General features: G+C 48.0%; 18 protein-coding genes and 1 other RNA gene. 8 read left to right on the top strand and 11 right to left on the bottom strand.

What is annotated here, in order from left to right; translation table 11 throughout:
• Positions 1-19: 19 nt before the first annotated feature.
• The 4 genes from ACXAH4_RS07355 to ACXAH4_RS07340 are packed head-to-tail and all read right to left on the bottom strand — an operon-like array spanning position 20 to position 3,329.
• A complete protein-coding gene (locus tag ACXAH4_RS07355) occupies positions 20-487 on the bottom strand; it encodes a hypothetical protein (RefSeq protein WP_474844902.1) in 468 nt (155 codons plus the stop codon).
• Positions 488-493: 6 nt separating this feature from the next.
• The gene (locus ACXAH4_RS07350) at positions 494-1,969 is read right to left on the bottom strand and encodes a peroxidase family protein (RefSeq protein ID WP_474844903.1); all 1,476 of its coding nucleotides are present in this window, start codon (positions 1,967-1,969) and stop codon (positions 494-496) included.
• A gap of 3 nt (positions 1,970-1,972) precedes the next feature.
• Positions 1,973-2,584 (bottom strand): hypothetical protein, encoded by a 612-nt coding sequence (locus ACXAH4_RS07345; RefSeq protein WP_474844904.1) that lies wholly within the window; start codon positions 2,582-2,584, stop codon positions 1,973-1,975.
• Positions 2,577-3,329: an RNA polymerase sigma factor gene (locus ACXAH4_RS07340; protein WP_474844905.1), complete on the bottom strand. Its 753-nt coding sequence runs from the start codon at positions 3,327-3,329 to the stop codon at positions 2,577-2,579. Before ACXAH4_RS07340 ends, ACXAH4_RS07345 begins: the two co-directional genes overlap by 8 nt.
• 417 nt (positions 3,330-3,746) lie before the next feature.
• On the opposite strand from ACXAH4_RS07340, the gene ACXAH4_RS07335 reads away from it, so the two are divergent.
• Positions 3,747-4,205, top strand: a complete 459-nt coding sequence (locus tag ACXAH4_RS07335) for a hypothetical protein (RefSeq protein WP_474844906.1) — start codon at positions 3,747-3,749, stop codon at positions 4,203-4,205.
• Between the two features lie 51 nt (positions 4,206-4,256).
• Here ACXAH4_RS07335 and ACXAH4_RS07330 read toward each other — a convergent pair whose 3' ends face one another.
• The 5 genes from ACXAH4_RS07330 to zapE all read right to left on the bottom strand — a co-directional run bounded on the left by ACXAH4_RS07330 (position 4,257) and on the right by zapE (position 11,861).
• Positions 4,257-5,879, bottom strand: coding sequence for a PKD domain-containing protein (locus ACXAH4_RS07330; protein ID WP_474844907.1), 1,623 nt, complete (start codon positions 5,877-5,879; stop codon positions 4,257-4,259).
• 227 nt (positions 5,880-6,106) lie between these two features.
• Positions 6,107-6,455: RNase P RNA component class A (rnpB, locus tag ACXAH4_RS07325), an RNA gene on the bottom strand.
• Between the two features lie 135 nt (positions 6,456-6,590).
• Positions 6,591-9,380 (bottom strand): OmpH family outer membrane protein, encoded by a 2,790-nt coding sequence (locus ACXAH4_RS07320; RefSeq protein ID WP_474881290.1) that lies wholly within the window; start codon positions 9,378-9,380, stop codon positions 6,591-6,593.
• Positions 9,381-9,718: 338 nt separating this feature from the next.
• Positions 9,719-10,441, bottom strand: coding sequence for a YebC/PmpR family DNA-binding transcriptional regulator (locus ACXAH4_RS07315; protein ID WP_119500204.1), 723 nt, complete (start codon positions 10,439-10,441; stop codon positions 9,719-9,721).
• A 322-nt stretch (positions 10,442-10,763) separates the two neighbouring features.
• Positions 10,764-11,861 (bottom strand): cell division protein ZapE, encoded by a 1,098-nt coding sequence (gene zapE, locus ACXAH4_RS07310; RefSeq protein WP_474844909.1) that lies wholly within the window; start codon positions 11,859-11,861, stop codon positions 10,764-10,766.
• A 396-nt stretch (positions 11,862-12,257) separates the two neighbouring features.
• Here zapE and ACXAH4_RS07305 point away from each other — a divergent pair, with 396 nt between their 5' ends.
• The 3 genes from ACXAH4_RS07305 to ACXAH4_RS07295 all read left to right on the top strand — a co-directional run bounded on the left by ACXAH4_RS07305 (position 12,258) and on the right by ACXAH4_RS07295 (position 15,401).
• Positions 12,258-12,698, top strand: coding sequence for a ZapG family protein (locus ACXAH4_RS07305; RefSeq protein ID WP_474881288.1), 441 nt, complete (start codon positions 12,258-12,260; stop codon positions 12,696-12,698).
• Between the two features lie 80 nt (positions 12,699-12,778).
• On the top strand, positions 12,779-14,149 hold the full coding sequence (locus ACXAH4_RS07300; RefSeq protein ID WP_474852439.1) for a DegQ family serine endoprotease: 1,371 nt from the start codon (positions 12,779-12,781) through the stop codon (positions 14,147-14,149).
• 247 nt (positions 14,150-14,396) lie between these two features.
• Positions 14,397-15,401 carry a trypsin-like peptidase domain-containing protein gene (locus ACXAH4_RS07295; protein WP_303573931.1) on the top strand — a complete coding sequence of 335 codons (1,005 nt, stop codon included), beginning with the start codon at positions 14,397-14,399 and terminating at the stop codon, positions 15,399-15,401.
• Between the two features lie 61 nt (positions 15,402-15,462).
• On the opposite strand, the gene ACXAH4_RS07290 is transcribed toward ACXAH4_RS07295, so the two are convergent.
• The gene (locus tag ACXAH4_RS07290) at positions 15,463-15,687 is read right to left on the bottom strand and encodes a hypothetical protein (RefSeq protein ID WP_150154233.1); all 225 of its coding nucleotides are present in this window, start codon (positions 15,685-15,687) and stop codon (positions 15,463-15,465) included.
• 530 nt (positions 15,688-16,217) lie between these two features.
• On the opposite strand from ACXAH4_RS07290, the gene ACXAH4_RS07285 reads away from it, so the two are divergent.
• The 4 genes from ACXAH4_RS07285 (at position 16,218) to ACXAH4_RS07270 (ending at position 19,396) form a co-directional block, all read left to right on the top strand.
• Positions 16,218-17,081 (top strand): MipA/OmpV family protein, encoded by an 864-nt coding sequence (locus ACXAH4_RS07285; RefSeq protein WP_474844911.1) that lies wholly within the window; start codon positions 16,218-16,220, stop codon positions 17,079-17,081.
• Between the two features lie 92 nt (positions 17,082-17,173).
• Positions 17,174-17,461, top strand: coding sequence for a DUF3019 domain-containing protein (locus tag ACXAH4_RS07280; RefSeq protein WP_474844912.1), 288 nt, complete (start codon positions 17,174-17,176; stop codon positions 17,459-17,461).
• Entirely contained in the window at positions 17,461-18,165 is a 705-nt protein-coding gene (locus tag ACXAH4_RS07275; RefSeq protein WP_474844913.1) for a response regulator, read from the top strand. Before ACXAH4_RS07280 ends, ACXAH4_RS07275 begins: the two co-directional genes overlap by 1 nt.
• 1 nt (position 18,166) lies before the next feature.
• Complete coding sequence (locus tag ACXAH4_RS07270; RefSeq protein ID WP_474844914.1) at positions 18,167-19,396, top strand: ATP-binding protein; 1,230 nt, start codon at positions 18,167-18,169, stop codon at positions 19,394-19,396.
• A gap of 43 nt (positions 19,397-19,439) precedes the next feature.
• Here ACXAH4_RS07270 and murA read toward each other — a convergent pair whose 3' ends face one another.
• On the bottom strand, positions 19,440-20,702 hold the full coding sequence (murA, locus tag ACXAH4_RS07265) for a UDP-N-acetylglucosamine 1-carboxyvinyltransferase (protein ID WP_474844915.1): 1,263 nt from the start codon (positions 20,700-20,702) through the stop codon (positions 19,440-19,442).
• Between the last annotated feature and the right edge of the window lie 3 nt (positions 20,703-20,705).

The raw sequence follows: 20,705 nt of genomic DNA, 5'->3' as shown, positions 1-20,705 counted from the left end.
GTCAGTTCCTGCCGTTTTTTTAGTCGTCGTGTTTCCAGCGATAGCTTGTCAGAATGAGCTCTGACGGATCACCGTCATTGACCGCCGGGCCATCTCTCAACCAGGCGAGTGTTGACGTGTACTCCCGTACCGTTTTTTCTTCATGCTCATATTCATAGGCAACAATAGATACCCGTACCGATTTAAAACCTGCCACATCAGTGCCTTGCGCTGTATCTAAAGGAATAGTGTTAGAAATAAAAATACCCGATTTATCAATAACCTTAAATTCGCTGAGTTTCATAATAGCTTGCGCGGTACCATTCCATAACCCGCCAAGAACCACCTGGTAAGTGCCTTTTTTCTCATCAAAGATGAACTTTACCGGATAGTTTTGTCCCAGCCCTTCAGGGTGATAACTACTTAAAGAAGGGACAATTGTGCGGTGATTAACATAGTTGACGCCGGCTTTACTGGTTTGCCAGTATCCGTCTTTCAAAGACTCCACGGTGGTTTACTCCTTTTTATATAAAATTGCAGACATAGTAAGAGATGCTGCGTTTTCTACGCCACACTGCTTGCTGAAGTGATCCAGACAAATGGCGAGTTCTTGTTGTGTTTCTTTTAGCGGGAATAACTGTTTTTTCGCGGCATTGATAGCATGCAGTAATACATCAGCGATGATTACGCTGCCCAGTTTCCCCATTCTGTGGCCAGGATTATCTTCCTGAGCGGAAGATTCGGCCAGCAAAAATGGCCAAAGCGGAAGGCGGTTTTCCCTGTGAAGGGTATAAAACAGTGATGCCTGGTTCATCGGATCCATCTTCAACTCTGTCAGCAGTGACTCGCTGTCGTCCATAGTCAATCCGCAGCCCTTAAACAGTTCAGGGTATTCTCCCTCAAGATACTGTTTACACTCCTGAACAGTCATTAATTCTGCTTTCATGCCAGCGGCAATATTACGCTCTGCGATATTACGGGAAACCGGTATCCCACCCATGCCGGACACTACAATTAAGTTGATAGGCTGAACTTCCTGAGCAAACTCGCCGAAAAACAATGACCAGTCAATGGGCGGAATGGCCTTTCCTCTTTCAGCCTGATGAGTCAGCAGTGCATGCAATGTGAAACTGTCATTTCCACGAAGTTTATAGGTTTCGCGCACCATACTGTGCCCAAAACGAAACGCTGCGTGACTGAATTCATAGGGCACTCTTGAAATGTATTCGTCGCTCCCGAGTATGGTGACAGCGGGCGGCTGTTCAGAAAAGTAATAGTCATAAACCTGCCGGTCCAGAATAGCAGGTAACCATTCATGAATAACCAGATGGTGAAACAAAGCGACAGTAATTTGTTGCGCTTTACGAAACCATGACACGTCCTCGCAGAGATGGGGCAAGTCTTGCTCCGGCGATTGACATAAGCTTCCCAGTATACGGTTGTGAATGCGCTGCCACTGACTGTGAAATTGAAGAATTATCGCATTGTCGTTATTACGGGGTTCAAACAGCAGGGGCGTATTGCAATTATCACGCAGACAATCCCAGTCATTATCAGGCAATCTGAAAAAGCCCTGTTCATCGGTAAGCCAGTGCGGAGGTAAGCCCCCTGATTCACCGTAGAGGCTGTCCATATTCAAAGCCGGAGAAACCTGCCTTGATGAATAGTGATTCTGTGCCGGATGGGTGGGTGAGATAATGTCGTGGGCTATCCACTGCCCCCAATACGTAAATCCTGCCGGTAACTTGCCGGGATTCAGAGGAATTTTGACAACTTTTTCGCTTCCTGCCGGCTCCGGAGGGTGAACAGGGTTTTCACTGACCGGTGTCAATAACGCTTGCATGCCAGCAGAGGTGTAAGGAGCCTCAGGCGTTTCGGAAATCGGATCGGACCAGGGAATAATTGCAGCCACCATCTCTGCAATTTCCTCTTTATCAGGCAGCGGCATCCGTGTTTTTCCGAAAAGATAATCCCTATCTTCACCACCCATTTTTTAGTCCTTTTTTACTTCCAGGGAGAACCGGTTGATCTCAGTATTATCATTATTGCCGCCATGACGGGACAGAATCAGCTGATAATTTCCGTTATCGATATCTCCGGCACGGATAACCATCGTGATTTCATTATTGTCATTCGGCTTCAATAGCCGCGACTCAATTTCCTCTCCCTTTGCACTGGTAAGAAGAGCGTAAACAGAGCCGCTAAAATCTGGCGGGGCATCACTGACAATGACTTTAAATTGCTCACCGTCATTGAAGTGTAAAGTCACAGGTTGAGTCACGTGACTACGAAAATCTTCAAGATAAACAATTGCCGGACTAACTTCCGGTTCGGATGTTACCAGAGCTGCCGGTAGCCAAATCCAGGCTGAGATTCCGGCGGCGAGAGCAAAAGCTCCCCATGCAGGCAACGAGGCAGTCTTTCTGACTTTCTGAGGTAATACGGCCACATCAGGTACAGCCTGACTTAGTGACTGGCTAAGTATCACTTGTTCCGTCAGCTCATGTGAATCGAGCATAGCAACTTCAAAGGCAATTTCTTCATCCGGAGTCAGCTGCTTAGCAAGATAACGCCGGGTGAATTCATCATTATATTTTTCAGACATAAAAGGCCTGGTCAGTTTTTTGGCCTGATTGTGGTATCCGGCCATTCTGTTCATTAAAGTGCTTGTGAGAGACGGAAACTCTCACCTCTTCCGTAAAAGATATAAATTGCGGAGAAAAAGCATTCTGCCCGCCTGCCGGCGCTAGCAGCATCAGCACGATGACACCATCGATAATCTGCCTGACATTGGAAGCCGCTTCATCATCACCTTCGATAAGTTGTCTGAGACGCTGTCTTGCACGAAATAATACACGGTCAAAGTGAGCCGGCGTCAAATCCAGGCTGTCGCAAATCGTGCTTTTGTCCTCATCATGCAGATAAAAACGACTGAGAATTTCCCGGTCTCTTTCTGTACCCAGTTGATTTAACACCCGGAGAACCAGATTTGACGCATCACGCTCATGCAGCTGGTGCAGCAAAGTCGGGTTTTGCGCAGCAAACGTATCGGTAAGATCGGAAACATCAGTTTGTCTGCGGGTTTGCAAACGCCGGTAGGCTATCAGCGTATTAATGCCTGTCTGGCGAATAAAAGAAGACAGCGCATCCGGATTGCGGAGATCACCGTCCCGCAATTTTCTGAGAACAACGACGAATGTATCCTGAGTGAGATCTTCAGCCAGCGATAATGAATCGGTTTGTCGGTATAAAATAAAAAGCAGCCCCTGATAGTAATTTTCTACGAGCTGCCTTTCTGCATTTTTATCACCCTGAACGATGCGTTCAATAAGTGCGGCGGGGTGCGTCACGGGTGTTCCTAATCCGGGTAAAAATTTTTGAGTGCTTTATTGCTTTTGTGCTTCCAACCATATCGGCTAACGCCAGTTAAATCAATGCCTATCGAAGATCGCGACCGCTTCTGAAAGGCTTATTTACAGCACTCTATATATAAGAAAAAAAGCACAATATGGCTATCTTGTGTCAGCTAAGCCATTGAAACACAACACCTGCAGAGAAAGCACAAATTTAAATCACCATTGATTATTTGAAAATTAATGAGATTTATTCTTAAAAAGTGTGGGAGAAACCGCCTGAATGGCTCACTGGTATCTGCATAAACACTTTAAATAAATAAGAATGTCAGAGAGGACAAGATGTCAAACCACGTTATAGCTGTTGTTATTCACGGTTTCGGTGAGCATCACAGGGCGTTTGCAGGCAATCTTATGAGCACAGTCAAACAAACCTGCCGGCAGTTAAACCCGCCTCAGCACGACATCCACTGGCTCCCGGTGAATATAGACTGGATAAATGAACTGAGAGCCACTGAAGACAATGACCCTTTGCGACTGACCAGCCGTGTTATGCCTCTCAGTGCCACCAGTGCACTTTCATTAACCGCACAAGTTAATGTATGTAATGCCGTCTTCCTTAATACCTCGTTACAAGCCGTTATTGAGGAAAAGGTTCAGGATTTAATTACAGAAAGTTGCGGCGCACTGACAAAGAAAACGCCGGTTATTATCGCATCCGGTCAGGATGGAAAGATGACATTATTCCAATTCAGCTGGCACAGTGCACAACAAAACAACGGTGCAAACAGTTCACCCGGCTATCGTTCAGTACCTGATTTCATGCTCAACAGCGCAAACGACAACACGATTCATCACAAACGCTTCCAATAAAAAATGCGCTCATAAGAGCGCATTTCTGTTAGTTTTTCAGTGAGTATCACATTATGGTGTAGTGGTACTGAACTGGTATACCGCCAGGAATGTTTCGCCTGTTTCTTCAATCTCAAATGTGTAGGTCAATGAGGTTGCCTGACCACCTGTAGGCGGAGAGTCCAGAGTCACAATCACTTCGGTGCCCTTAGTCAGTACCGTACCATTTTCGATACCACTAAAGAATGGGACAACTACGTTTCGTGAATCTGAGGCTGACACATTTGTTACGGTGAAATCGCCACCTTCGGCAAGCAACTTCAGGGTAACCAGAGTAACAGACTCAGGAGGCGGATCAGAGACTTCACGGGAGAAGTTACCGGCAAACTGAGAGCTTACGCTGAACTCATTATATGTATCCGACGAACCGCTCTTGCGGAATAATCTCACCCGTGGATCAACGGCTTCAATTTGCACGTTGTCTGCAGCACTGCTGACCGTGCCATCGTTAACCACAAGCGACAATACATAGCTACCCGCCAAATCTGTAGTGAATGTAGGATCTGCAGCAGTATCGTCATTCAGTGTCGCTGTACTGTCTGTGGGTTTTGAAACAAAACTCCATGCGTAAGTTAATGCATCATTATCCGAGTCAGTACTTGCAGCACCGTCCAATTGAACAGTATCGCCCGTTGCAACATTCTGATCTTCTCCCGCATTCGCTACAGGTGCCGAGTTACCACTCGCCACATTAATTGTCACACTGTCTTCAGCACTATCAACCGTGCCGTCATTTACAATGAGTGAAACAACATATTCACCTTCTGCATCCGGCGTAAAGGTCGGGGCAGCAGTCGTTGCTCCGCCAAGTACTGCAGTGTTAGCTTCAGGTGCTGAAGCAATGGTCCAGGAATAAGTCAGTGTATCACCATCAGCATCACTACTGCCGGAACCGTCTAATGTCACCAAAGTTGCCAGTGTAACGTTCTGAGTAGCACCGGCTTCTGCTACAGGCGCAGAATTTTCGGTACTGGCTGTTACAACAACGTCATCACTTTCACTGTCTGTAGTGCCGTCATTGACTGTCAGAGCAATGGTATATTCACCGTCAACATCCGGAGTAAAGGTAGGTGATGCAGATGCTGCATTACTTAACTGTGCACTGCTGCCGGCAGGTTGGGAAGAAAACGACCAGCTGAAAGTCAGACTGTCGCCATCTGCATCTGTACTGTCTCCTCCATTTAAAGTAACAACTGAAGAAGTAGGAACGTTTTGATCGGCACCGGCATCAGCAACCGGCGCGGTATTCGCAGCGGTGGCAGTTACCACGACAGTGTCGGAAGCACTGTTTACTGTGCCGTCGTTAACCACCAGAGAGACGATGTACTCACCGTCTACATCCGGTGTGAACGCAGCTGAAACAGCGGACGCGCCGGAGAGGGTTGCATCACTGCCTGAAGGCACAGATGTAAATGCCCACGTGTATGTTAAAGAATCACCATCGGCATCAGAGCTGCCTGCGCCTGACAGAGAAACTTCAGTGCCTGTCGCCACGTCCTGCGCACTGCCGGCTTCGGCAACCGGCGCGGTGTTTGTCGGTTCGCGGGAATCATCAACACTTGAACTTGAACCACCACAACCTGTTAATCCCAACACAACTGCGGTAGCGAGAATGCTTAACTTTGCCTGTCCCATGAGATCTCCTTATGGGTAAATACTTATTGTAGTAATTTGCTTCAGATAACCTCTGGCTATTCTGTCCTGCAATTTAATTTGTCCCTTTGCCTACGTATTAAAGCGCGATTTGTATTAGTTCTCTACAGCTAAATATTATCTTAACTTATACTTTATTATGAGATATTGACCGAAAACCAGCCAATTCAACGAGATAGGATCTAAAAGATTTTTTTGGCGTTTTAAGAAGTGGGAGCTGGCCGTAAGCCGGGTTCTGTCGTGGACAATCATTCCTCTAGGCCTGTAATTACTCACAGGCTCAAGCAACCTACCCGCCTTCCGTGCGGGCCGCACGTATAGAAGGCCTATTTGGTCTTGCTCCGGGTGGAGTTTACCATGCCACACACTGTTACCAGTGGCGCGGTGCGCTCTTACCGCACCCTTTCACCCTTACCGGCGCTTGCGCGCTTAGGCGGTTTACTCTCTGCTGCACTTGTCGTCGGCTCACGCCGCCCAGACGTTATCTGGCACCCTGCCCTGTGGAGCCCGGACTTTCCTCCCCTCTCTTGCGAGAGCAGCGATTGCCAGGCCAGCTCCGGCGCGCATTCTACAGAAGTTTTTAAGCGTAAGCGACAATAAAAAACTGGTTGGGAATTTCGATACGATAATACTGGTCCGGTTAATTAACATCTAACATCAGAAAATAGTCGACCCGCAGATTTGCTTAGTACTTTATAAATGCGAACGGGTAATACCAGTTAACGCACTCTCCAATGTTTTCATTTCCTCACTGTCGCAGGCATATCGCTGCATAAACGTTGCGACCCCCCGCAAGTTATCACTCATTGAAAATAAAGACTCTTGTGCATCTTTAGAAATGATTCCTAAAGCGCCATATATGCCTGCCATCGTCTCAATGTGCCCGGCGCTGGTCCCTTTACCCAACTGGGTGAATATGTCGGCATGGCGTCTGGCAATTGTATAGTGATACGTTTTACTATATGTATTGCGATATACCTCTTCCCCCATAATCGTTCGACTTATATCATCCCATACTTCGGTACGCGTAAAGTCGATAGGATCGGGGCCTAAGCATTTGGCTGCCAGGTGCTCATATGAAACAATGAAAAAACCTGTCATTGCTGTACTCATGCTAATACCCTTCAAGCTGTCTCGCATCTCTTGCTTCATGTTTTCTGGCTCACTATGCCGGCCAGCGAATAGAGACGCGAATTCCACTATGCCCGAATTAAGCGTAAGCTCAGTCAATTCGAGCATTGCTTTTTCAAAATTTTTGTCTTCCTCTGCAATAATTCGCATGTCGTTCCGGTACAGCGCGTTAATGTAAACGGCGCCATCATCACCGGCGCTAAACGGACCATTTCCTACCCTTACCCGATACGCAATAACTTCAAGTTCTGCAAGGCGGCGCTGTTTAGCATCGTTAATCACTTGCCAGGTAGAGGAGTGCTGCTTATCTGGCCGTATAAACAGGTCTGTAGTAAATTGGTTTAGTTCATCAATACTGGTAATTTTATTGATTTCATCGATAACTTTCTGGCTGGCTTGTTTAAGAAAGGGCTCACGCGCTTTAAATAGCCTGGCGAAAGTGTTGCTCACTACGGGCTGATTTCTGAATCCGACATACAAATCTTTATGTTGCTCAAACCACTTTCCGGAGGCAAGAAGTGCTTCTTCCGGCGTTGTATAGTCCGAATCCGCAGGCAAAGTATGTATCGAAAAATAATTAGTTAATAAAGCGGGAAGCTCACTGTTAATATACCCTCTGACCTCGTCCCGGGCTCTTATATTCAGATCATTCCAACTGGCCAATGTCCGCGGTTCTACGGCGCTCATCAGTGCTTTCAACTCTCCATTTTGAGCGTGTTGAATGCGCGCATTAATTTCAGCGTATACGTCTTCTCTCTGCGGCTTTTCTTTGTGCTCGACCCGCTTTGTTTCGGCCTGTATTTTTTCTTCAGGCGTTACTATTTTAGATTCACTCTGTGTCTTTTTCCTTTGTTCAACCAACCTCGTTTCAGCCGGAGTTTTTTCTTCAGGCCACAATGCATTGCGAACATAAACAGACTGCACTTCAAATTCGCTCAATGCCTCAGACTCATTCGTTTTGGCCAACTCATCCATAGTGTAAGCCTGCCACGCGGCTGCACCATCAAGCGCCATGCCACCAATGGCGGCACTCATGTAATGCAAAACCCGCGGTATCTCGCCAAAGCCGCCCGATAAGACGTTAATGTGCGATCTTCTTACCGGTAAGTTATTCTGCTGCGAACAAACACGCCCTAATTCGTAGACATACCCTTCACGCAATTCATCATCCATATCTAACAGGTTTTGCTCAAAGTAACTATTAAAGACCGAAGGCCTGAACAAATTAATCAGTTGAATAATCTGGACGCTTTGCGCCGGCGCTCCGGGATTTTTATTAAGCTCGTCTAACCACGCGGTAAGAGAAGGCATACAGCCTGAACCAGCTTTTTGTTGCAAATCTGGATGCCGGCCACTGGAAACATGCTGTAGACGGGATCGAAGCAAAAGCATTTGGTGGGTTAGCGAATCTACAGCGTCCTTGTTTCCCCCTGATTGCTGTAGCGCTAATTCTGTTTGTACTTTTTCCATTTCCTTTTTGATTTGAACCAGGCGGGCTTGTTTTTGCTGTTGTTTTTCGCGTTGGGCTTTTTGCTTTGCAGCCATAGCCTTTTGCCGCAAACGGTTCTGCTCAGCATTAATTTTTGCGCTCTCGCTAAACAAGTCATTAACTTTTTGGCGCAGCTCAGCAACTAATGCTGTATTGCCGTCGGCTCTGGCTTGTTGTCCCTGAATTCTGAGTAACTCAACCTGCTGGTTAATCAGATCTGTTTTTGCTTTTGCCTCAATACCTCGTTGTCTGATTTCATCTACATCTGCCCCCATATGCAAAGCTCTCTGCATGTATTCGGGAAGTGTTTTACCAGCCACCAGCAAAACCGGTGCTTTTTGGTTACTTTGCGGGCCGCCAAAAAACAGATAAATCTCATCTTTAGTTTTGCTAATTGCACCAAAAAGCATTACGGCTGGTTGCCTATAAGGCTGATACTGTATTTTGAGAAGGTTTAGCTCAGAAATAAGCTCACCGGTAAGCGGGTAAGTAGCGGGCGCAGGTATTGTATTCAGGTCATCAACTTTTGCGACATCGAATACTACCTTGCCACTTAAGGGGGCGCCTTTACCCAATTGCATTGCCTCGTGTTGAGCTCCCGTCCTCCCACTCCTGCGTTCCGGCGCGGTTGACACCTTAGGAACTGGTTGTGTGGACGCAATGTTCTCATCTAAATGCAGGGTTATTCGTTTTATATTGCCTTGTTCAACAGCCAGTCCTATCCAGTCTTTGGGCAGCTCAGGTAAGGATGTTTTTCCAAAGCTTAATTGACAAAAAAATACACCTGCTAAAAAGACTGACACAATTAAATATCTGTTCAATTTAAATCCCTTTAATTTATGGCCGAGCGTACTTACAAGCACTAATTCCTGAGCTCAGTAAGCAATTTTGTGCAAATAACAGACTAGCCTTAACTGTCTCCAAAAGAAAATTTTTAATCAAAGGTTGAAACTCATACGAAGAGGAGTTGCTATCTCATGCTACTGATATTTTTTTGTAGTTTTCCAGACGGATTTAGTGAATTAGACGGGTTCAGGGGAGATTAGCTGGTTGTTGGTGCTTCCGAATCCAGATCAGCCTGATGCAACATAGTCATGTCTGACTATTAAATAAAAGCTGAAACCGAATCCGTCGATTTATAAATGAGGAAGCCCACTGACGTGGGCTTCCTTAATCTAGAATAGCTTATTTTCTTTACAACTTAGTTTGGCGTGATGGCGTTGTGATAAACGTCCTGCACGTCATCGCAATCGTTCAGCATATCCATGAATTTCTCAAACATGGGCATATCTTCTTCACTGATCTCTACTTCAGTCTGCGGAATAAAACTGATTTCTTCAGCATCTAATGTGATATCAGGGTACGCTTCAGTCAATGCAGTTTTCACACTGTAGAATTCTGTATGGGGTGCATAAACAGTAATTTTACCGTCTTCACATTCCACTTCAGTCACGTCTACATCGGCTTCCATTAATACTTCCAGCACAGCATCTTCATCATCACCGGCAAACTGGAAAATCGCCTGATGGTCGAACATGTGAGCTACTGCACCGGGACCACCGATTTTGGCATTGGTTTTAGTGAAGCAATTACGCACATCGGTAATGGTACGGTTATTGTTGTCAGTCAGACAGTCAACAATCACCATGCAGTTACCCGGACCGAAGCCTTCGTAACGTGCAGGTACGAAATCTTCACCGGCACCACCTACAGCTTTATCAATGGCTTTTTCGATAACGTGGCTCGGCACCTGATCTTTTTTCGCTTTTTCCATCAGACGCTTAAGCGACAGATTGGTATCCGGGTCAGGACCACCGTTCTTCGCGCACACGTAAATTTCTTTACCGTATTTAGAATAAACTTTGGTTTTTGCGCCAGCCGTTTTGGCCATGGCGTTCTTTCTTACTTCAAATGCTCTGCCCATCTTAGGTCTCTGTATCGTACTTTTATCTGACAATGCCCGTGAAAAAATTCAGGCACAGTTTAAAAAATTGTCGTGCAGTTTACCGGCTTTGCCGCTGAGTTAACAGTTTTGCGTGACTTCCGGGCGCCGGGGGCTGGCGGGAGCGAGCGCTTTTTCGCCGGGTCGCTTTGGTCACCCTACTGCGAACGCTGCTGACGGGTAAACTTATTGCAAATGAAACCGTCTGCCGCATGGATGCGGCAGCCGAGGCCCCAGGGATGGGTTCACGCCGTGTTTCATTTGCAATAAGTGTCCCGGCTAAAAAAGTGTTCGCCCCGCCAACTCAGGGCAAATGTTCCCTGGCCAGATATTCTCTGGATTGCATTTCTTTCAGGCGGCTCAGGCAACGGCGGAACTCAAAATTCAGCCGGCCGTCAGTGTAAAGCTGCTCCAGTCCCACTTCGGCGGTCATTATAAGTTTAACGTGACGTTCGTAGAATTCATCCACCATCGCAATGAAACGGCGGGCGGTGTCATCGTTGTTTGCTCCCATTTGCTTCACGTTGGCAACCAGTACCGAATGATAACAGCGGCTCAGTTCAATGTAGTCGCTCTGGCTGCGCGGCCCTTCACAAAGTGCAGAAAACTCGATAGACAATACCCCTTCAGCACTGCGGCGGGTAGGGATTTTACGGTTGTTCACCTCTATCATCTCGCCGGTCTGGTAATTTTCCGGCGCCAGTTGCTCAAAATACTCATGCAGGTGCCTATCGCCATCGGCATCCAGCGGTGAATGAAAAATTTCTGCCTGCTCCAGAGTACGAAGCCGGTAATCAATACCACTGTCCACATTAATGACTTCAGTGTGTTTATTAATGAGATCAATAGCCGGTAAGAAGCGGGCCCGCTGTAAGCCGTTCTTATACAGTTCATCAGGCACAATATTCGATGTCGCTACCAGGGTTATTCCACGGGAAAACAACTCCTGCATCAGTGTGCCAAGGATCATGGCATCGGTGATGTCGGACACAAAGAATTCATCGAAACAGATCACACGGGCTTCACTGGCAAGCCTGTCAGCCACAATTTTCAGCGGATCCGGTTCATTAGGCAGAGTTTTCAGCTCGTCATGAACGCGGTGCATAAAACGGTGGAAATGCACCCGTGATTTTTTACTGAAAGGCAAACATTCAAAAAAGGTATCGACCAGATACGTTTTGCCCCGGCCTACACCGCCGTAAAAATAAATACCGGTTACCGGCTTTGATACTGGCTGCTTGCCGAACAGTTTTTTGATACTTGCACCGAATCCGGAAGATGACGGCGCTTTGATGAGATCATCGTATAACCGCTGAAGCGCTCTGACTGCATTTTCCTGCGCAGGATCATGTTTAAACGTGGGCAACTGCAAATCTTGCTGATATTTTTCCCATGGCGTCATCGCCGAAACTACTCCCGATAGAAGGTAGGCAGAAGGTCCGCTGCACCGACCTCCTTGAAAAAACAAAATCTGATCTTAAATTCCGGATAAATACAGGTAGAATCGCAGCGCTGTGTGTTATGCGGGGTGGTATTGGTCGAAGTAAAACCAAATACCGTATAAACCTGAATAAGCCACTATCATAACGCAATGCCGGGCTGCAGATAAGGTTTACAGGCAATGATTTGCTTTGAATCGTCGAAAAAAACGACGAAATCAAACTTTATCGCCATATCCGCATTTTGCAACAATTCGCAATGCGCATTCACGCTCATTACTTGCTATAGTCGGCATGAGTGATTGTTTTACTGTGCTTAACTCAAATAGTTATGAACACAGAGATTTTTGGAGAAATGAATGGACGTTTTAATTCCTGTTGCCCTGCTGATTGCGGGCCTGATTATCGGCTTCTTTGTTGCCCGCTATATGTATACCCGTGACGGCGCTTCCGGTTCGGCAAAACAGGCAGAGCAAAACATTAAGGAACTGATGTCACAGCAAGCGACACATCACATTCACCAGACCCGTCAGGCGGTTGAGTCAATTGAAAAGCAATGCCAGGCATTGAAGCAACAGGTTGCTGATTATGAAACCTTGCTTACTCAGGCCGAAGACGGTGATGCGCCCGGCGTACCTTTCTATGGTGAGCAGGCTACTACCTATTTACGTAACAATATGCAGGGGAGAGAAAAGTCCAAACCTGCACCGGTTTCTGACACTCAGCCTAAAGACTTTGCTAACGCAAGTTCCGGTTTGTTTGTCGGCAACGCCGGTCGTTCTACCGCAGAAAAGGACTGATTCAGGAACTTTTTCTCACTTACCTGAGTCTGTCAGTGATAGTAACCATATCGCATGAAACATGAGGAGTGTAAGCGAATATGAAGAAATCTCTACGCCAGATGTTGGTTGTCTCCAGTGTTGTCGCCAGTACTTTGGGTATGTCTGCCACGGCAGGCGCTGCGTTACCTTTCTTCGGCGATGATAAAAAACAGGAAGTGCCTTCACTGGCACCCATGCTTGAAGAAGCCATGCCGGCTGTGGTGAGCATTTCCGTTGAAGGTACGCAAACTGCCACGCGGCAGGTACCGGAAATGTTCCGCTACTTCTTTGGCGGCCCGCAGGAGCAGGTTCAGGAAAGACCATTTAAAGGGCTAGGTTCCGGCGTCATTATCGATTCGGAAAAAGGCTACGTAGTAACGAATAACCATGTCGTTGAAAACGCCGACGAGATTACCGTAAAACTGAGTGACGGCCGCGAATTTAAAGCCAAAAAGCTGGGTGCTGATGAACAAAGTGATATCGCACTTTTGAAAATTGAAGCGGAAAAACTCACGGCATTACCCCTGTCCGACTCAGATGAAATGCGTGTTGGCGACTACGTAGTAGCTATCGGTAATCCGTTCGGTCTGTCACAAACCGTTACTTCCGGTATCATTTCAGCCATGGGCCGCTCCGGCCTGAACATTGGCGGTTATGAAGACTACATTCAGACCGATGCAGCCATCAACCGTGGTAATTCCGGTGGTGCCCTGGTAAACCTGCGTGGTGAGCTGGTAGGTATCAACACGGCCATTTTCGGGCCCAACGGTGGCAACGTAGGTATCGGATTTGCTATTCCAAGCAATATGATGAAAAACCTCGTGGATCAGATTGCTGAATTTGGTGAAGTGCGTCGCGGACTGCTGGGAATTACCGGCAATGATGTGGATGCCGGACTGGCAAAAGCAATGGGCGTAAGTGCTAACCGCGGAGCTTTTGTACGTGAAGTAACGCCGGAGTCTGCGGCTGAAAAAGGCGGCCTGAAAGCCGGTGATATTATCACTGAAGTGAATGGTCGTGGTCTTCACAGTTTCCGCGAAATGGCTGCCAAAATTGCCAGTATGGGTGCCGGCGCTGAGGTTGAGCTGACGATTATTCGTGACGGCGAAGAAAAAACCGTGAACGTGGTGCTCGACGACGCTGCAGACAGCAAAGTGACTGCCGCAACCATTCACCCTGCGCTGGAAGGTGCAACACTGGTGAACGGAAAAGACGAAGCCGGCAACGATGGTGTGAAAGTGTCTGAAATCGAGCGCAACACGCCTGCAGCACGTATCGGCCTTCAGCCTGAAGACGTGATCATTGGTGTTAACCGCCAACGAGTGACCACTGTCGCGGAGTTCCGTGAGAAACTGGATGATTCCGGTGAAAATGTCATTGCACTGAATGTCAGACGGGGCACAGCCACCATTTATCTGGTCATTCGCTAAGCAATTAAAATGCAGTGAAGATACAGCGGGCCGGCAGCAAATACTGCCGGCCCGTTTTGTTTTTGCTAAACCGATGACCTGATTGGTATTCAATCATTTAGGTGATATCCTTAACATTAATGAACCCCGCCTCGTTCATAGTTCATAATGTTAAGAGGCAAAATGGAATGAGTCAGGCGTGGCAGGCAAGCAATTCTTTTTATTTATCGTCAAATCTATCGTACTGGGCCTTGTAGTAGCAGCACTTATGCTGGTCTTCATGCCGGATTTAAGAAGCGGTACAGGCTTTGGTGACAACTTTTTCTCCGGCAACACTACCCGTCCGGCAAGGCAATCTCACTACACTGCATTAAGCCGGTCCGCGCCTGCGGTTGTAAACATCTACAGTGTCAGTATTGAAAACGACACCGGTATTTTCCGTAACCGTGCACGTGAACGGGCCAGTTTGGGGTCCGGCGTCATCATGACAGAAAATGGTTACCTGTTAACCTGTAACCACGTAGTCGAAAACGCCGACAGCATTTTTGTTGCTGTGCAGGACGGCCGGGTTCTGGAAGCACAGATTGTCGGTACTGATCAGCTTACTGACCTTGCCGTGCTTAAAGTGAATGCGGACAGCCTGCATGTTATTCCTCAGATGGACGAGCCTGATTTGCACGTTGGTGACATGGTCATGGCCATCGGCAACCCTTTCGATCTCGGTCAAACGATTACTCATGGTATTGTCAGCCGCGCCGGACGCAACGGACTGTCTAACTACGTTGATTTTATTCAGACAGATGCGGTACTGAATCAGGGTAACTCCGGCGGCGCACTGGTCGACAGCAACGGTACTCTGGTAGGCATCACCAATGCCAACTTCCAGGTCAGGGATTCCCGTAACGGCGTGCGTAACGTGGACGGTATTAACTTTGCTGTCCCTTATGAACTGGCGCGACGGGTAATGGATGACATCATCCAGAATGGCAAGGTGATCCGCGGACAACTGGGCTTCCTTGGAAGCGAATATCGTGGAACGCCCGGTATTGAAGTCACGGCAGTGGCCAACGGTAGCCCTGCTGATCAGGCAGGTTTACGGGCCGGAGATGTGATTCTGGCCATTGACGGCATACAGTTGGAAAGTGCATCGAAAACACTGGATATGATTGCCGAAACAGACCCCGGTACGACACTCGAGCTGAACGTCAGCCGTGGCGGGGAGAATATGATGATTTCAGCAACGGTGGCAGAGCTGGGGCAACCGGCATCATAAGACCGCCTGATGCTTTCCGGTTGTTGCCGGAGACGTTCGTCTGAAACAAAAAACCGGAGCTTTAACTCCGGTTTTTCATTGTCTGGCAGGGAAGATTGTCAGGACAATGCCTCTCTGTCTGTGCTGTTTTCTCTAAATCAGGCTCTTTAGCCAGTGCATAAGGCGGCTCACCGATAAATACGATAGTGGCCACCATCAGGCTGAACAACACTGCTGGTATAGCATCCTTTGGATCAGTACTCAGTACCCGCCGGAACTGTTGCCGGACTGAAATTACATTACTCACGCGCGAACCCCAATAAATTCAATCTTATCCATTAATTTTGACACTTCCCTGAACCACATACTTGTATTGTGTCTATACAAACAAATTGAGATGGATTCGTCAGGTCTATCTCTGAAATGCTTAACCGGGTAATCAGTTACCTCTTAATACAAACCAGAAATGCCTATGGACTTGTTATTTTTTTGTCTTTTTCGACCGGTAGACAGATTAAAAAGATAACTGTCAACTCAGACAAAAGTATATGTACCACAGATTGCAAAAAATTGACAGCCAGCAAAAGCAATTCAGTATTATTTAATATTCTTTTCAGTGATTTTCCCGAACTATCCCGTAACGTTTACTGACGATGTAAACCACTTGTTAATTCAGTTTAAGAAGATGTGCAGCCAGCATACCTGCCTTGACACACTTCGTCAGATCCAAAGCGTACAGATTTGTTTTAAATTGTAACTGCCCCTTTCTTGCAATCCGCCGGCAGGCTAATCTGTTGGCTGCATCAGATTACCGGTACGTCACCTGAAGAGTTTTGTTTGTTGAAAATTCGTTTGTTCATTCTCATTTGCACCCTTTTCACTGGCCCTGCCCTCGCGGCGAGTGGATGCAACAGTAAAGGTGAATGCATTGATACAGGTCAGTGGCGGGTAGCCGCGGCCGTTGGTGCAGGCGGCCGGACTAATCCGTTGAGAGGCGGCAATACACAGTCACTGATTCTGATTGGCGATATAGCCTGGTACGCTGAGTCCTTTTATTTTGATAATTTTGAACTCGGTTATCAATGGCAAAGTAACCAGCCGGGTTTGTCTGTTGATGCCTATCTGGTTATCGATCGTGAAGCCCGCCCTTTCTTTTCCTATGAAGGTTTCGATGCCACCCCGGCAGAGCTGTTTTCCCGTGAGCAGCTGGCTGTCACTCCGGCCGCCGAAGCCAATACAGAGATCAACGTAGACAGTATCGCAGATCGCCGAAATGGCGGACATGCAGGAGTACGGTTCCACGCCGGCAGCTCACCAACCAACGAGTGGCAATTTTCAGTAGAGAAAGACATCGCAGGGATCCATCAGGGTGTAAAGGCCCGTATTGCCTGGCGTTTCAGTCACCGCTGGCAGAAATGGCTGTTCAGTGTCAGTCCGCAACTGGTATGGAACAACAGGACATTTAACGACTATTACTATGGTATTGATGGAAAGGACACTCCAGATAAGCGGCTCTGGTACAGTGCCGGCAGCGGATTCAGGCCGGGTGTCAATGTAGCGGTAACCAGGCAATTTAACAAACATTGGGGCTTACTGGCCTTTACCCGTTATCAGTATCTTCCCGACGCGGTGACGGAAAGCCCGTTGTTGACCGGTCATGATATTCTCACGGTCTTCACCGGCCTGACATACCAGTTTTAGCGGAGCCGGGTGTGTCAGGGAAGATCATAACAATAATACTCGTATTTACTTTTCTGCTCTGCAACACGGCACGGGGAGAAAGCTGGGAGATCATGCCCCAGATATGTGTTGGAGAACAACAAACAGAGCCCTGTGAAATGCGCATCACTATTCATGTACCACAACATGCGGTTGACAATGAATTTTGTGTTTATGCAGATGAGAAACAGCTTTTCTGCGGTACAGGGATCCTGCCGCCTCAGACTGTCCGGCTAATGCAGGACAGCTGGATTTTTATAAAAAATACCCGTGGCGATGTTATCTATTCCCAAAAATTGCTGGTGAAATGGAAACAAAAAGAAAAGCGAAAACGGGTTCGTGATCCATGGAGTCTGTTCTGATGTCACATATTGTCCTGGTGGAAGATGACGCCCGTTTACGCACGCTGGTCAAAGATTTTCTTCAGCAGCATCATTTTGAAGTCACTGCAATGGCTGACGGTAGTCAGCTTATCTCAACAGTAAAGCTGCAGAAGCCGTCACTGGTCATTTTGGATGTGATGTTACCGGGTGATGATGGCTTTACACTCTGCAAGCATCTGAGACGTCATTATGAAGGCCCGCTACTGTTTATGACCGCCCGGGATGATGATTTCGACCAGGTGCTGGGACTGGAAATCGGCGCAGATGATTATGTCACCAAGCCCATAGAACCCAGAGTTCTGCTGGCACGTGTTCATGCACTCCTGCGTCGTATCAAATCTGCCGGACGGCTCAATGAAGCGGGACGTGAACCGGTTTTGACTTATGGAAACCTTACCGTCGATAAAGCGGCCAGACAGGTATTATTACACGGTGAAGAAATCACCCTGACCAGTCACGAATTCGATATGTTATGGCTGCTCGCCAGTCACCCCTCTGAAGTAGTGGACCGGAACACCATTTACGAAGAGATCATCGGCAGAGAATATGATGGCCTTGACCGTTCCGCTGACGTTCGGGTGTCGAGACTCAGGAAAAAGCTTCACGATAATCCCAGCAACCCTTACCGTATAAAAACGATTTGGGGTAAAGGCTTCTTCTTCGTTGCAGACGCGTGGGATTAAAGTGACCCGCCTTTTCCTGAGCCTTTATCTTTTTATCGCGCTTGCTCTGGCGGGGTTAAGTGCCGCGCTGGAGCCGTTATTTTTTACATCAGACGAAGGCCTGAGTGACGAGGCAACGGATATTGTCAGAGCACTTGAAACTGTTGCCAGGAAACCGGAGGAAAGAGCCGCCTGGCTTGCCGGCGCAAAACTGGAACCCAGAGTGATCCCTGCCGCTTCACTGGCTTTCAGTCCGGCATCGGAACAGGCGCTGGCAAACGGCGAAGTCGTTCCTCTGTTCTATCAGGACTCAATACAGTTATACGCCCGCGCAGACGACACCACGTTGTATGAACTGACCCTGCCGGTTACCGGCTCTCTTTCACGCGCCCTGTGGTATTCAACGGTTTTCTACGTTCTGCTCGGGGCATTGATTGCGCTCTGGCTCTGGCCACTCTGGCGGGATCTCACCACCATTACCCGCGGCCTGAGCAATGTGAACGCCGATGGGTCTTTCGGGAAAATATGGCTGCCTAAACGCTCGGTGGTTGCGCCTATCGCTAAAGCGTTAAATCAGCTCAGTGCACAGGTAACCGAATTATTTAACCGGCATAAAGAAATGACCGGTGCAGTCGCGCACGAACTGCGTACCCCGCTGGCCCGGCTTAAATTTGCGCTGGCAACAGAACGTCCCGCTGATGAAGAAGGATGGAAGGCGATGCGGGAAGACGTGAATGAACTTGAGCGTATGGTACAGGAAATGCTGGACTATTTGCGTCACGACGGACGTCAGCCTGAACTGAATGTCAGCCAGATCCCGTTAAGGGCGATGGCGGAAAATTTAGCAGAACGGACTGCCGGAAATACCGCCATCTCAGTTTCAGTTACTGCGGACAATGACGGTTTAGTGGTTCTGGGAGACGATTATTACATTGGCAGAGCTATTGAAAATCTGCTGCTAAATGCCATCCGCTACGCCCGAACGGAAGTGCGGCTCCGGGTGAGCGACAACCGGGCCCATATTGTTTTGCATGTGGAAGATGACGGACCCGGGGTAAGCGAAGAAAACAAAGAGAAAATTTTTGTCCCATTCTACCGTCCTGATACAGCAAGAAGCCGTGAGCGTGGCGGTGCCGGTTTGGGTCTGGCCATCGTCAGGCGCATTATGCTGTGGCATGACGGGGAATGTGAGGTACAAAAAAGTCAGCTTGGTGGCGCTGACTTTTTATTACGTTTTCCGAAGTTCCGGTAAGGGCAATCGTAAACAGGCAAACTGTAACGATGCCCTTGTCAGGTTATTCTTTTTCGCGGGTAATGTTAGCCCCTAAACCACTGAGCTTTTCTTCAATGCCTTCGTAGCCACGATCAAGGTGGTAAATACGGCTCACGTGGGTTTCACCGTCAGCAATCAAACCTGCAATAACCAGACTTGCTGATGCCCGTAAATCTGTGGCCATCACCGGCGCACCTTTAAGTCGCGATGCCCCTTTCGTCAGCGCACTGTTACCTTCAAGCGCGATTTCAGCGCCCATACGTTGTAACTCGGGCACATGCATGAAACGGTTCTCGAAGATAGTTTCAGTAATCACACCGGAACCTTCTGCCACGCAGTTCAGCGTGACAAACTGCGCTTGCATGTCTGTCGGGAAAGCCGGATGAGGGGCGGTTTTCACCTGCACCGCTTTAGGCTTTCTGCCCTGCATATCCAGTTCAATCCAGTCATCACCTGTGGTGATGACGGCACCAGCCTGTCGTAACTTATTAAGTACGGCTTCCAGCGTGTCCGGTGCAGCATCCAGGCATTTAACTTTGCCACCTGATACCGCAGCAGCGACAAGGAACGTTCCGGTTTCAATACGGTCCGGCAATACACGGTAATCACAACCGTTTAATCGTTCCACGCCTTCTATGGTGATATGATCGGTACCTGCACCTTTAACTTTTGCCCCCATCTGGTTCAGACAGTTAGCAAGGTCGACAATTTCCGGTTCACGTGCAGCATTTTCCAGCTCGGTGATACCGTCTGCCAGCGCTGCTGCCATCATCAGGTTTTCCGTGGCACCAACACTGACCATATCCATGAAGATTCGCGCCCCTTTCAGGCGGCCGTCTACTTCAGCGCGAATATAACCTTCGTCGACTTCAATTTTTGCCCCCATCAGCTCCAGGCCAGACAAATGCAAATTCACCGGACGTGCGCCGATAGCACAGCCTCCGGGTAAGGAAACATTCGCTTTTCCCTGCTTCGCAAGTAAAGGCCCCAAAACCAGAATGGACGCACGCATGGTCTTTACCAGGTCATACGATGCAGTCACACTGTTCAGTGATGCAGATGAGATAACGACTTCATTCGTTGCCGGCCGGGAGACTTCTGCACCCAGTTCTTTCAGTAAAGCCGTGGTGGTATTGATATCTCTGAGTGCAGGTACGTTAGTAAAACGACACGTGTCAGAGGTAAGAAGCGGGGTAAATAATAACGGCAGCGCAGCGTTTTTAGCACCACTGATACGTACTTCGCCATTCAGTGGCGGGCTCTTTTTTATTACGAGTTTATCCACAGA

This window comes from Alteromonas sp. ABV2_168, assembly GCF_056161165.1.
The sequence above is the reverse complement of the archived record's forward strand: the minus strand, read 5'-3'. Positions and strand labels throughout refer to the sequence as shown.

Bases quoted from the DNA above. Each gene is read 5' to 3' on its own strand.
- zapE (WP_474844909.1), bottom strand. From the start codon at position 11,861: ATGACGCCATGGGAAAAATATCAGCAAGATTTGCAGTTGCCCACGTTT.
- ACXAH4_RS07300 (WP_474852439.1), top strand. From the start codon at position 12,779: ATGAAGAAATCTCTACGCCAGATGTTGGTTGTCTCCAGTGTTGTCGCC.
- ACXAH4_RS07305 (WP_474881288.1), top strand. From the start codon at position 12,258: ATGGACGTTTTAATTCCTGTTGCCCTGCTGATTGCGGGCCTGATTATC.
- ACXAH4_RS07295 (WP_303573931.1), top strand. From the start codon at position 14,397: ATGCTGGTCTTCATGCCGGATTTAAGAAGCGGTACAGGCTTTGGTGAC.
- ACXAH4_RS07315 (WP_119500204.1), bottom strand. From the start codon at position 10,441: ATGGGCAGAGCATTTGAAGTAAGAAAGAACGCCATGGCCAAAACGGCT.
- ACXAH4_RS07350 (WP_474844903.1), bottom strand. From the start codon at position 1,969: ATGGGTGGTGAAGATAGGGATTATCTTTTCGGAAAAACACGGATGCCG.
- ACXAH4_RS07345 (WP_474844904.1), bottom strand. From the start codon at position 2,584: ATGTCTGAAAAATATAATGATGAATTCACCCGGCGTTATCTTGCTAAG.
- ACXAH4_RS07335 (WP_474844906.1), top strand. From the start codon at position 3,747: ATGAGCACAGTCAAACAAACCTGCCGGCAGTTAAACCCGCCTCAGCAC.
- ACXAH4_RS07280 (WP_474844912.1), top strand. From the start codon at position 17,174: ATGCCCCAGATATGTGTTGGAGAACAACAAACAGAGCCCTGTGAAATG.
- ACXAH4_RS07275 (WP_474844913.1), top strand. From the start codon at position 17,461: ATGTCACATATTGTCCTGGTGGAAGATGACGCCCGTTTACGCACGCTG.
- ACXAH4_RS07330 (WP_474844907.1), bottom strand. From the start codon at position 5,879: ATGGGACAGGCAAAGTTAAGCATTCTCGCTACCGCAGTTGTGTTGGGA.